General features: G+C 63.0%; 13 protein-coding genes and 1 pseudogene. 3 read left to right on the top strand and 11 right to left on the bottom strand.

What is annotated here, in order from left to right; genetic code table 11:
- Nucleotides 1-4 precede the first annotated feature (4 nt).
- From ureE to ureG, 3 genes and pseudogenes are all read left to right on the top strand, one after another.
- Nucleotides 5-664: pseudogene (gene ureE / locus PCO31010_RS09115) on the top strand (urease accessory protein UreE); the annotation flags it as partial.
- Between the two features lie 112 nt (nt 665-776).
- Nucleotides 777-1,502 (top strand): urease accessory protein UreF, encoded by a 726-nt coding sequence (locus tag PCO31010_RS09110; RefSeq protein ID WP_150663956.1) that lies wholly within the window; start codon nt 777-779, stop codon nt 1,500-1,502.
- Nucleotides 1,503-1,576: 74 nt separating this feature from the next.
- Complete coding sequence (gene ureG, locus PCO31010_RS09105) at nt 1,577-2,215, top strand: urease accessory protein UreG (RefSeq protein WP_046290442.1); 639 nt, start codon at nt 1,577-1,579, stop codon at nt 2,213-2,215.
- Between the two features lie 33 nt (nt 2,216-2,248).
- On the opposite strand, the gene PCO31010_RS27185 is transcribed toward ureG, so the two are convergent.
- The 11 genes from PCO31010_RS27185 to PCO31010_RS09050 all read right to left on the bottom strand — a co-directional run bounded on the left by PCO31010_RS27185 (nt 2,249) and on the right by PCO31010_RS09050 (nt 12,230).
- A complete protein-coding gene (locus tag PCO31010_RS27185; RefSeq protein ID WP_425495009.1) occupies nt 2,249-2,551 on the bottom strand; it encodes a type II toxin-antitoxin system RelE/ParE family toxin in 303 nt (100 codons plus the stop codon).
- On the bottom strand, nt 2,542-2,943 hold the full coding sequence (locus PCO31010_RS09095; protein ID WP_150663954.1) for a hypothetical protein: 402 nt from the start codon (nt 2,941-2,943) through the stop codon (nt 2,542-2,544). The genes PCO31010_RS27185 and PCO31010_RS09095 overlap by 10 nt, the downstream gene beginning before the upstream one ends.
- Nucleotides 2,944-3,090: 147 nt before the next feature.
- On the bottom strand, nt 3,091-4,170 hold the full coding sequence (locus tag PCO31010_RS09090; protein ID WP_373275352.1) for a TraB/GumN family protein: 1,080 nt from the start codon (nt 4,168-4,170) through the stop codon (nt 3,091-3,093).
- Complete coding sequence (locus tag PCO31010_RS09085) at nt 4,089-5,117, bottom strand: peptide ABC transporter ATP-binding protein (RefSeq protein ID WP_174984538.1); 1,029 nt, start codon at nt 5,115-5,117, stop codon at nt 4,089-4,091. Before PCO31010_RS09085 ends, PCO31010_RS09090 begins: the two co-directional genes overlap by 82 nt.
- Entirely contained in the window at nt 5,114-6,127 is a 1,014-nt protein-coding gene (locus PCO31010_RS09080) for an ABC transporter ATP-binding protein (protein WP_150663953.1), read from the bottom strand. The genes PCO31010_RS09085 and PCO31010_RS09080 overlap by 4 nt, the downstream gene beginning before the upstream one ends.
- Nucleotides 6,124-7,044 carry an ABC transporter permease subunit gene (locus tag PCO31010_RS09075; RefSeq protein WP_039394894.1) on the bottom strand — a complete coding sequence of 307 codons (921 nt, stop codon included), beginning with the start codon at nt 7,042-7,044 and terminating at the stop codon, nt 6,124-6,126. The genes PCO31010_RS09080 and PCO31010_RS09075 overlap by 4 nt, the downstream gene beginning before the upstream one ends.
- A 12-nt stretch (nt 7,045-7,056) precedes the next feature.
- Nucleotides 7,057-8,061, bottom strand: coding sequence for an ABC transporter permease subunit (locus PCO31010_RS09070; protein WP_150663952.1), 1,005 nt, complete (start codon nt 8,059-8,061; stop codon nt 7,057-7,059).
- A gap of 209 nt (nt 8,062-8,270) precedes the next feature.
- On the bottom strand, nt 8,271-9,911 hold the full coding sequence (locus tag PCO31010_RS09065) for an ABC transporter substrate-binding protein (RefSeq protein WP_150663951.1): 1,641 nt from the start codon (nt 9,909-9,911) through the stop codon (nt 8,271-8,273).
- Nucleotides 9,912-10,153: 242 nt separating this feature from the next.
- A complete protein-coding gene (gene metF, locus PCO31010_RS09060) occupies nt 10,154-10,984 on the bottom strand; it encodes a methylenetetrahydrofolate reductase [NAD(P)H] (protein ID WP_150663950.1) in 831 nt (276 codons plus the stop codon).
- A gap of 26 nt (nt 10,985-11,010) precedes the next feature.
- On the bottom strand, nt 11,011-11,826 hold the full coding sequence (locus tag PCO31010_RS09055; RefSeq protein WP_150663949.1) for a TlyA family RNA methyltransferase: 816 nt from the start codon (nt 11,824-11,826) through the stop codon (nt 11,011-11,013).
- A 47-nt stretch (nt 11,827-11,873) separates the two neighbouring features.
- Nucleotides 11,874-12,230, bottom strand: coding sequence for a phage holin family protein (locus PCO31010_RS09050; protein ID WP_039394882.1), 357 nt, complete (start codon nt 12,228-12,230; stop codon nt 11,874-11,876).
- Nucleotides 12,231-12,265 lie beyond the last annotated feature (35 nt).

The following is a 12,265-nucleotide window of genomic DNA, read 5'->3' as shown; positions in this document are numbered from 1 at the left end:
GGCTTTGCGTCGTGTCGAGAAGCGCTTCGAAGCGGGACACATCGCCGCCCCGCTCGCGCGCCGCGCCCCGGCGCTCGTGCTGCCGTTCGACGCGCGCAGCAAGAGCCGTCTTCGTGCGACGCTGGAGACCGGTGAAGAGGTCGCGCTGTTTTTGCCGCGTGGCACCGTGTTGCGCGGGGGCGATGTGCTCGTCGCAGACGACGGTAAGTTCATCCGCGTAGAAGCGGCGGCGGAAACCGTGCTGCTCGTGAGCGCGCCGACCGCCCTCGCGCTCACCCGCGCGGCATATCACCTCGGCAATCGTCATACCCCGGTGGAAGTGGGCGACGGATACCTCAAGCTCGAATACGACCCGGTCTTGCGCGACATGCTGCTGCGCCTCGATGTCGACGTCGCCGAAGCATTGATGCCCTTCGAGCCGGAAGCCGGTGCGTACGGCGGCGGTCACAAGCACGGTCACGACGCGACCTACGCCGAAGACTTCGAACTCGCACAGCGCGTGTTTCACGAGCATCACGGTCATGATCATGATCACGGCCATGACCACGGACATGTTCATGGTCCGGGCTGCGGTCACGATCACTCGCATTCGCATAGTCACGACCACGATCACGGTCATGTGCACGGACCCGGCTGCGGTCATGGTCACTCGCATGGTCACGACCATGCGCACGACCATGACCATGTGCATGGCCCGGATTGTGGCCACGACCATGCCGCCCGCACCGGCAGCGGCAGCGGCAGCGGCAACGAACCCGCTTCAGTGAGTCCGACCGATGACGGCAAGCCTGCCCAGCCCTCTCACTGAGCCGGTCGCGGCGGCGTCGCTGCAATCGCTTGCGGCGCTGCTTCATCTCGCCTCGCCTGCGCTACCCATCGGTGCCTTCAGCTATTCACAGGGCCTCGAAGCGGCGGTCGAGCACGGCATCATTCACGACGCCCCCAGCGCCGAGCGCTGGATCGCCAATCAGCTCGACGGCGTCTTCACGACGGGTGAAATGGCGCTGCTCGCGCGTCAGTGGCGTCACTGGCAGGCGCGCGACGTCGCGGCGTTACGCCATATCAACGACTGGTTGCTCGCCACGCGTGAGACCGCAGAGCTACGCGCCGAGACCGAGCAGATGGGCTGGTCACTCACCCAACTGGCAGTGTCGCTCGAATGGGGCGATGCCGAGCAACGCGAGCATCTGTCGTCGCTCAAGCCGATTGCGCTACCGACGGCCTTCGCCTTCGCCGCGCTGACGCATGGCGCACCGCTGCCCGACACGCTCGTCGCTTACGCATTCAGTTGGCTGGAGAATCAGGTCGCCGGTGCGCTCAAGGCGGTGCCGCTCGGGCAGTTGGCGGCGCAGCGGGTCATCGTTGCATTGCGTCCGCGCGTGGTCGACGCCGCCCATCGAGCCGCGTCGCTGCCGGACGATCAGATCAACACGTTTTCCCCGGCGCTCGCCATTCTGGCGTCGCGTCACGAAACACAGTATTCACGGCTGTTCCGTTCTTGAGACGCAGGTTTTCGCGTCGCCCTATTCGTCATTTCCTGCGTCATCTTTCAATCACTGCCACCACGACATACGCCATGACGACATCCGCCAACGCCCGTCGCACCAAAAAGAATCCGCCGCTGCGTGTCGGCATCGGAGGCCCGGTCGGCTCCGGCAAGACCACGTTGACCGAGATGCTTTGTAAAGCGATGCGCGATCGCTACGATCTCGTTGTCATCACCAACGACATCTACACGAAGGAAGATCAGCGACTGCTCACAGTCGCCGGTGCACTGGAGCCTGAGCGGATTCTCGGCGTGGAGACGGGCGGCTGTCCGCACACGGCGATTCGCGAGGACGCGTCAATCAATCTCGAAGCCGTGGAGCGCATGCTGGATCGTTTCCCGGACGCAGACGTCGTGTTCATCGAATCCGGCGGTGACAATCTGGCCGCAACGTTCAGCCCCGAGTTGTCGGACCTGACGATTTACGTGATCGACGTGGCTGGCGGCGAGAAAATTCCCCGCAAAGGCGGCCCGGGCATCACGAAGTCCGACTTGCTGGTGATCAACAAGACCGACCTTGCACCTTATGTCGGCGCGTCGCTCGACATCATGCGCTCCGACACCCAGAAGATGCGCGGCATGCGTCCGTTCGTGATGGGCAACATGAAAGAAGGCAAAGGCCTTCAGGAGATCATCAGCTTCATCGAAGCGCGAGGAATGCTGGCGTGAGGTGAGACTCGGGCCGCCACTTGGACCTCAATGTCAGTCGTGCAAATAATGGTTCTTGGGCGGCCAGGGTCGGCTCACGTTATGCAGTTTGATGATGGTCACTTCTCTTTCCTTAAGTCGATAGATCAGTCGGTAACGCTTGTGTGAGACAAGTTCGCGGGTGTTTGGAATGTGGCCGAGACGCCCAATCGCGGGAAAGGTACGAAGCATGTTCAATGTGCGCGCCACGGACTTCTCAAAAGCAATCGCGGCCCTCGCACTGAAATTCAGCAAGCCCGTTCTGGCCATGACGCGGTCCCGGTGGGCGAGCGTCGACCAAAGAATCGTTACGCACACAATTCCTCCTCGAGCATTCGCACCCACGCCTCGGCTTCAGCACTAACAATTTCATCCGGCACCGTACGCCCGGCTTCGATATCTCGCAGTCCCATGAGCACCCCGAAGATTTCTTCGACATCGATTTCATCGGGATCATGCGGCGTTTCGAAGTACTCAGGATTGAGATCAATCGAGCATCCGGTCTTGATGACCTCATTCGGCAACTTTCGTCCCGAGGCGACATCCGCCAGACCTTGAACTGTCGCGTCGTGGAGAATTTGCGCCTCACGCCAGAGTTGCGCTTCTTCCTCGGCGCTCAGCGGGTGGATTTCCGGCGCAGGTACAGGTGTGTAATTCGAATTCCTGCGACCGATCGGGTAGGGAGCATCGTACTGTTCAACAATCTGCATCGTGATTCCTGACTAGGATTTGGGCGGGGGGCCACTCACGCGAGTGTTGCCAAATTAATCGTCAGGAAGGGGGCGAGTCAATCGGGGCGGGAGATTTCTCGGGCGATTCCTAAGCGGATCGCCCGTTCTTCTGATGACCCGACCGAGTTATCGCTGCGCGACCGAAAACCCGTGTTCGCGAAGCAGCTGGAGAATCCCGTGCGGGCCGCCCAGATGCAACGTGCCGACCGCGACGAACACCGGCTTGCCCGGATCCGCCAGGAACAGCATCCGCGCCAGAAAGCGGCGGTTGCGAGAGTAGAGAATGCGCTCGTCGATCGCGTCCGCCAACGTCGCATTGCGTCGCACTTGCAGCGCCTTGCTCTGCGACCAGTCGAACACCAGCTCGGCATCGCCCGCACGCCACAAGCGGTGCAACTCCTCCACCTGCGCCGTCGCCTTCTTCGGCGTGAGCACCAGCTCCTGCGCCAGCAACTCGTTCTGCTGCGCCGCCGTCAGGCCGGTGAACGCGTCCATCTGCTCGGCAAGCGACTCGAGGCCGACAATGCGGCCACGATAGATGTTCTCTAACTGGTTTTCCGTGCCGTACTCGGTCTGGAGGTCGGCGCCCATCGAATCCAGCGTCTCGACGAGCAGCGCCGCCAGCCACGGGCGCATGTGGCGAATCTCGGCAAGCATCGCCGGATTGCCCTTGAGACGGTCACGCAACTGACGCCAGAGCGGCGCAGGGATCAGCTTCGGCAGGCAGGCCCTCGAGCACATGCCGTATTTCTGGACGTCGTCCTGCGACATCGTCAGGTCGTCGGGCGACAGCTCGAACGCCACCACCTTCGACACGCGCAGCGCATCGACCACCACTTTGCGGAACGGATAGTCGTCGGGTTTGCCCACGTGCAACGTGCCCATCACGTAGATGGTCATGTCGCCCTTGCGTGCTTCGTAGAACGGGAGATTGGCACCCGGCGGCGGCTCGCCGGGCTCGGGCACCACCAACGGGAACGTTCGCGGCGCCACCGCGCGCGGAACGGCAGTCGTCGCCGCGTCCAGCGTGACGGCCAGCGTCATCAGCAAGCAACCCAGCAGCCAGCCGGTCAATGCAACGCCCCGGCGCACATACGTCGCGCGTGGTGGTCCACCCAATCTCTTTATCCCTCTATCTCTTCGACCCGATGGCACGCCACCCGACGTCCTTCGATCTCTCGCAATTGCGGCACTTCCTGACGGCATCGGTCGACGGCATACGGACAGCGCGGCGCAAACGCACACCCCGGAGGCGGGCGCAGCGGCGACGGCAATTCGCCGATCAGCGGAATCTTCACCCGCCGCTCGGACGCCTTGATAGCCGGGGTCGCCGACATCAATGCCTTCGTGTACGGATGCAGCGGCTTGCCGAACACGGCGGCCTTGGGACCGTGTTCGACCGCGCGGCCGAGGTACATCACCATGACGTCGTCGGCCACATGCTCGACCACCGCGAGATTATGCGACACGAATACGTAACTCGTCGCGTATCGGTCCTGCAAATCCATGAAAAGATTCAGGATCTGTGCCTGAATTGAGACATCCAGGGCCGAAACCGGCTCGTCGGCGACCACAATCGCCGGTGACAGGATCATCGCCCGGGCAATCGCCACCCGCTGACGCTGGCCGCCCGAGAACATGTGCGGATATCGCGCCACATGTTCCGGACGCAGGCCGACGGTGCGCATCATCGCGGCGATCTTCTCGCCGCGCTCGGCACGGCTGAGCGACGTATTGATCGCCAGCGGCTCGTCGAGCGCCTGCCCCACCGTCTTGCGCGGGTTGAGCGACGCGTACGGGTTCTGGAACACCATCTGGATGCGCGTGCGCAACGGCGCCAGCTCGCCCGCCGACGCCGCCGTGGTCTCGGTCGCGTCGACAAAGAGTCTGCCGGACGTGGGCGTCTCTATCAACGTCAGCACCCGCGCCAGCGTCGATTTGCCGCACCCCGACTCGCCAACCACCGCCAGCGTACGCCCCGCTTTCAGCTCGAACGACACCCCGTTCAGCGCCTTGACGCTCGCCTGCCCGCGCAGCAACCCACGGTTAACCGTGTAAAAACGCGTCAGATCCTGCGCAGCCAGCACCACGCGGTTGTCCGGCGCACTCGCCTGCGGACTGGCCGGAGGCGTCGCAAATACCGTTTCGCTCATTGCGCCCCTCCCGTCGACTGTCCAATCGCCACTTCACCCGTGCCATGCGGCAACGGCTTGAAACACCGCACCATCGGCGAACCCACCGCGCTCGGCCCGACATAGGGCGTCAGCGCAGGCGGCACTGCGCGGCAATGATCGTCGGCATAAGGACAGCGCGGCGACAGCAGACAGCCCGCCGGCCGGTCGTCGCGCCCCGGCACCACGCCCGCAAGCGTACGCAAACGACGCACACCCCGGTTGTGTTCCGGAATCGCGGAGAGCAGCGCCTCCGTGTAAGGATGATGCGGCGCATCGAACAGCGCAGGCACTTGCTGGACTTCGATGACCTGCCCCGCATACATGACGGCCACCTTGTGCGCGACTTCCGCCACGACCGCGAGATCGTGGGAAATCAGCACGAGCGACATGCCGTAGTCCTTTTGCAGTTGCAGCAGCAAAGCCATGATCTGCGCCTGAATGGTGACGTCCAGCGCAGTCGTCGGCTCGTCGGCAATCAGCAGTTTGGGACGGCACGCAATCGCCATCGCGATCATGACGCGCTGGTTCATCCCGCCCGACAGCTGGTGCGGATAAGCGCCGAGCCGGTTGGCGGCGTCGGGAATCTCGACCTGTTCCAGCAGTTCGACGATCCGCTCACGCAGCGCCCGTCCGCGCAATCCCATGTGACGGCGCAGTACCTCGCCGATCTGATAACCGATGGTGAAGCTCGGATTCAGACTGGTGAGCGCATCCTGAAAGATCATCGAGACGTCGCGCCCGACGATATTGCGGCGATCGCGTTTGGACGCGTGAAGCAAGTCGCGGCCGTCGAAACGCACTTCGTCGGCAGTGACGTGACCAGGGGCGTCGATCAGGCCCATGAGCGCGAGCATCGTCACGCTCTTGCCGGAACCGGATTCGCCGACCACGCCGAGAATTTCGCCCTGGCCGACGTCGAGGTCGATGGCGTCGACGGCGCGTGCGCCGTCGAAGTCGACCGATAGATTTCGAATGGAGAGCAGGCTCATGCGATGCGTTTCAGTTTGGGGTCTAGGGCATCGCGCAGGCCGTCGCCGACCAGGTTGATGGCAAGGACCGAGATGACGATCGCAAGTCCCGGCAGCGTCACAATCCACCAGGCACTTTCCATATAGTCGCGTGCGGACGCGAGCATCGAGCCCCACTCCGCGAGCGGGGGCTGCACACCAAGGCCGAGAAAGCCGAGCGCCGCTGCGTCGAGAATGGCCACCGAGAAGCTCAGCGTCGCCTGCACGATGAGCGGCGCCGCGCAGTTCGGCAGCACCGTCGAGAACATCAGGCGCAGCGTGCCCGCCCCCGCCATGCGCGAGGCGACGACGTACTCGCGCTGCAATTCGCCGATGGCGGCCGCGCGCGTCAGACGCACGTACGCGGGCAACGTCACGATCGCAATCGCGATAGTCGTATTGGCCAGACCCGGGCCGATCACGGCCACCACGGCGACCGCCAGCAGCAGCGAGGGCAGCGCCATCATCATGTCCATCAGACGCATGATCGGCGTGTCGAGCCAGCGCGGGAAAAACGCCGCCAGCAGCCCGAGCAGAATGCCCGGAATCAGCGACAGCACCACCGACGACAGACCGATCCAGAACGACAGCCGCGCGCCGTAAATCAGGCGCGAAAGAATGTCGCGTCCCGCTTCGTCGGTGCCGAGCAGGAAACGTGCGTTGCCGCCCTCGAACCACGCTGGCGGAATCTTCACGAAGTCGCGGTATTGCTCGATGGGGCTGTGCGGGGCGATGAGCGGGGCAAGCAGCGCAGCCGCGAACATCAGCAACAGGATGATGGCCGCGACAGTTGCGCCACGGTTAGCGGTAAAGCTGCGCAGGAACTCCCGGATCAGGCGCGCGCGCGGCGTGGCCGTGACGGCGGCGGGAGGCGGCAGCGTAGCAGGCGTGTCACTCATTGTTGACCTCCTTCAGTGCCGGATGCGCGGGTTGACGACGCCGTAAAGCACGTCGACCAGCAGGTTAACCAGAATCACGCCCGTCGCGATGAGCAGAATGCCGCCCTGCACCACCGGATAGTCGCGTCGGAGAATCGCATCGATCAGCCACTTGCCGATGCCGGGCCACGAGAAGACGTTCTCGGTGAGCACCGCGCCTGCGAGCAGCGTGCCGACTTGCAGACCGATCACCGTGATGACGGGAATCAGCGCATTGCGCAGCGCATGCACAACGATCACGCGCCACGGCGACAACCCCTTCGCGCGTGCCGTGCGGATGTAATCCTCACGCAGCACTTCGAGCATCGCGGAGCGCGTCATGCGGGCAATCACCGCGAGCGGCACGGTGCCGAGCACGATGGTCGGCAGAATCAGGTGGCTGACCGCCGAGGCAAACGCACCCTCCTCTCCCGAGAGCAAGGTGTCGATGAGCATGAAGCCGGTCACGCTCGGCACGTCGTATTCCACGCCGATGCGCCCGGACACGGGCGTCCATTGGAGATCGACGGAGAACAGCATGATGAGCAGCAGCCCCCACCAGAAGATCGGCATGGAGTAGCCGGTGAGCGCAGCGCCCATGGTGGTATGGTCGAGCATCTTCCCCCGCCGCAGCGAAGCAGCAACGCCTGCCGGCAACCCGACGGCGAGCGCGAAAATCATCGCGCAGAGGGCGAGTTCAAGCGTAGCCGGGAAGCGGGCGAAGAACTCATGCAGCACGCCTTCGTTGGTCACGATGGAGCGACCGAGGTCGCCCTGTGCGGCGTGTTTCAGGTAGACGAAATACTGCGTGGTGAGCGGCTGGTCGAGCCCGAGCCGCTTCATCGCTTCGGCGTGCATGACGGGATCGAGATTGCGCTCGCCCACCAGCACTTCGATCGGATCGCCAGGAATAAGGTGAATGAGCGCGAACGCGAGGACGGTGATGCCGATGAACGTCGGGATCACCATGCCTAGTCGTCTCAGGACGAATCTCAGCATAGGAATGTTCCGTGGGGGCGTCGCGCGCCGCCCGTCCCCGGCGCAGGGACAAGTGGCGCATTGCCGCGTTAGTGAATCTTGTCAGTCATGGACGATCTTCCGTCCGGGTGCTGCGAACTGGCCCGGGCGCGGCGGCCGGGCCAGTCGGCTTTCTTCTTGTCGTTGAAACGTGATCTGGCTTAGTCGCGCTTAATCAAGCTCAATCAAGCTTAATCAAGCGATACGCCAGCAAAGCTGTTACGGCTGAACGGGCTGAGCTTGAAGCCCTTCACGTTCGTGGCCATCGGCTTGTACTGCGTCGAGTGCGCGATAGGCGAGAACGGCAGTTGCTGCGCGAAGATGTCCTGCGCCTGCGTGTAGAGCTTGGTGCGCTCCTTGACGTCGGTCGTCTGACGCGCCTGCTTGATGAGATCGTCGAACGGCTTGTAGCACCACTTCGAGAAGTTGTTGCCGTTCATCGAGTCGCAGCCGAGCAGCACGCCGAGCCAGTTGTCCGGATCGCCGTTGTCGCCGGTCCAGCCAATGAGCATGGCATCGTGTTCACCCGCCTTGGCACGCTTGATGTACTCACCCCATTCGTACGTGACGATGTTCGCCTTCACGCCGATCTTGGCCCAGTCGGCCTGAATCATCTCGGCCATCAGCTTGCCGTTCGGGTTGTACGGACGTTGCACCGGCATGGCCCACAGCGTGATCTCGATACCCTTCACGCCTGCCTTGTCGAGCAGCGCCTTGGCCTTCTCGGGATCGTAGCTGGCCGACTTGATGTTCTTGTCGTAGGACCATTGCGTCGGCGGCATCGGCGCGCCGTTCGACAACTGTCCGGCCGAGCCGTACACGGACTGGAGGATCGCCTTCTTGTTGATAGCCATGTCGAGCGCCTGACGCACTTCCACGCGATCGAGCGGTGCCTTCTTGACGTTGTACGCCACGTAGCCGAGGTTGAAGCCCACCTGGTCCGGCATCTTGATCTTCGATGCCTTGCCCTGCGCCTGGATGTCGGCCTTGAGCGCGTCGACGTCTGCCGGACGCGGATACGTCACCACCTGGCATTCGTTGCGCTTGAGCTTCTGGATACGCACGTTGGCGTCCGTCGTGATGGCGAACACCAGCTTGCCCACCTTCGGCGGCAAGTTCGTATTCCAGTACTCCTTGTTGCCGTCCATACGCAGCGTGGCGTCCTTCGTGTAGCTGCGGAAGATGAACGGGCCGGTGCCGACCGGCTTGAGTGCGATGTCGCGCGGGTTGTTCGCCGCCATCAGCTTGTCTGCGTATTCCTTCGAGAGGATCGACGCGAACGACATGGCCAGGTTCTGGATGAACGGCGCGTCGACCTTCTTGAGCACGAAGCGCACGGTGTACGGATCGACGATCTCGATGCGCTCGATGTCGGCCTGCAAGCCCATGTCCACGTAGTACGGGAATTCCGCCGGGTAAGCCTTGCGGAACGGCATCTCGCGGTCGCCCATGCGGTCGAACGTGAACTTCACGTCTTCGGCGTTGAAGTCGCGCGTGGGCTTGAAGTATTCGGTGGTATGGAACTTCACACCCTTGCGCAGGTGGAAGGTGTAGATCTTGTTGTCCGGCGAGATGTCCCACTTCTCGGCCAGCGACGGCATCGTGCCCGTCTCACCCGGCACGAAGGCGACGAGGCGGTTGTAAATGGCGTCGGCGGGATCGAAGTCGGTGCCGGTGGTCAGTTGTCCCGGATCGAAACCGGCAGGGCTGCCCTCGGAGCAGTAGACGAGGGTCTTGTTCGGGAGCTCGACGGCTGCCGCGGGCGGGATCACTGCCGCTCCGGCGAGCACGGTTGCAGCCAACAGCAAACGCAGGGTGTGAGTCTGTTTCATAGGCTCCTCGTATTTTTGAGTTGACGCCCGGCAACGATCAGCCACCGGGCCCACGAGGGATATTACTTAACCTTCACCTACGTAACAACACGCCAAATCCCTACTAAACCGCGTATTTGTGGCGTTTTTGATTAGGAAATCACTCAATTTTGATTAGGATTGACTTCCCGATCGGTCATCGGGCAGAAAAGATTGCGCGCCCCTTAGCCCATTTCTGCCCTTCCGCTCCTTGCCATCCGTCCTTACAGGCCGAGCCGCTGCCACATGGCTTTGGTCGCTGCCGCCGCATTGAGCGTGTAGAAGTGCAGGCCCGGTGCGCCTTCCTTGAGCAGGCGCTCACACAGTGCCGACACCACGTCGAGACCGAAGGCGCGAATGGCTTCGCGGTCGTCGCCAAAGCCTTCCAGCCGTTTGGCGATCCAGCGCGGCACTTCCGCACCGCACATTTCCGAGAACCGCATCATCTGCGAGTAGTTCGTGATCGGCATGATGCCCGGCACGATCGGCACGTTCACGCCGAGGCGGGCGACGTCGTCGACAAAGCGGAAGTAAGCATCCGCATTGAAGAAATACTGGGTGATGGCCGCGTTCGCGCCCGCCTTCACTTTGTTGGCGAAGTGCTCGAGATCGTGGCGCGGCGATTTCGCCTGAGGATGGTATTCGGGGTAAGCCGCGACTTCGATGTGGAACCAGTCGCCCGTCTCGGCGCGAATGAATTCGACCAGTTCGGACGCGTAGCGAAACTCGCCGATCTCGCCCATGCCCGACGGCAGGTCGCCACGCAGCGCCACGATGTGACGGATGCCGTGATCGCGGTACGTCGTGAGAATGTCGCGGATGTTGTCGCGGGTCGAGCCGACGCACGACAAGTGCGGTGCGGCGTCCACGCCTTCGCGTTGGATTTCGATGACGGTGTCGAGCGTGCCCTGCTGCGTCGAGCCGCCCGCGCCGAACGTCACGGAGACGAACTTCGGGCCGAGCGGGAACAGTTGCTCACGCGTCGCACGCAGCTTCTCCGCGCCGTCGGCGGTCTTGGGCGGGAAGAATTCGAAACTGAAGGAAGGTTGCGTCATGATCGTCTTGTTATCGTCGGAGCCGTTCATGCCGCGCGTCTGGCGTGCACGAAGAACTCCCGGTTGCCGTCGCCGCCGGCGATGGGACTGTCGAGCCACGCGGCCACCGTCAGTCCGAGCGCCTCACAGGCGGTGCGGATTTTTGTCTCCACTTGCGCATACTGCGCGGTGTCTTTCACGAGGCCACCGCGTGCGATGTGCTCCCGTCCCACTTCGAATTGCGGCTTCACCAACATCAGCAGGTCGCCCCCCGGCGCAAGCAACGGCGCTACAGCGGGCAACACCAGCGTGAGCGAGATGAACGACACATCGCCCACGATCAGATCGAAACCTGCCTCGGGGACAGCATTCAGTCCGCCATCCGATACAACGTCCGTCAAACGCTCGTCTAGCATCTCGCGCGACAGATGCCGCGCATTGATCCCTTCGAGCGACGCGAGCCGGGGCTCGCCCATCAAACGCGGATGCAGTTGTCCGTGCCCCACGTCGACGCCGACGATCTGCGCCGCGCCCGCCTGCAACAGGCAGTCCGCAAAGCCACCGGTCGACAGACCGACGTCGAGCACCACGCGGCCTGTCACGTCGAGTCCCGTCGTGGTCAGTGCGCCAGCCAGCTTGAGGCCACCGCGCGACACGTAACGGTCTTCGTCCGGCAATCCGTCCGCCGCCGCACGCACTTCCAGTTCTTCGTCGCTCGCCACCGGTTGGCTGGCTTTCTTGAGCGCCGTCTCGGTGCCGGTGTAATACACGCGTCCGGCATCGATCAGACGTTGAGCGACAGTGCGCGACGCCGCCAGCCCTCGGGAGACGAGGGCCTGATCGGCACGAAGAGCTTGCGACATGACTACGAATTTCCTGCAAAGAACCGTCGACGGGAGGCCGTCGACACTTACACGTTGGAGACGCGGTCGCCGAACACCAGCGCCGAGAGAATCCACGAAATCAGGCTGTACAGCAGCGAGCCGAAGAGCGCCGCCCAGAAGCCGGAGACTTCGAAGCCCTTGACGACATGCGACGCAAGCCAGAACAACAGTGCGTTGATGACGAAGATGAACAGCCCCAGCGTCACGACCGTGACCGGTAGCGTGAGCACGACGAGCAGCGGGCGCAGGAACGCATTGATCAGGCCAAGCACGACCGCGACGATCAGCGCCGTGCCGATGCCCTTGAGCTGAACGCCCGACACGATGTACGGCAAAACGAGAAGCGCGATGGCATTGATGAGCCAAATCAGCAGCAAACGCATGGCAAGCTCCGTAAAACTTGCCGGTGCACGGCATT

The sequence above is a fragment of the Pandoraea commovens genome (assembly GCF_902459615.1).
In the GTDB taxonomy this organism is placed as follows: Bacteria; Pseudomonadota; Gammaproteobacteria; order Burkholderiales; family Burkholderiaceae; genus Pandoraea; species Pandoraea commovens.
Note: the sequence above shows the minus strand (reverse complement) of the source record. Positions and strands in the feature narration are given on the sequence as shown.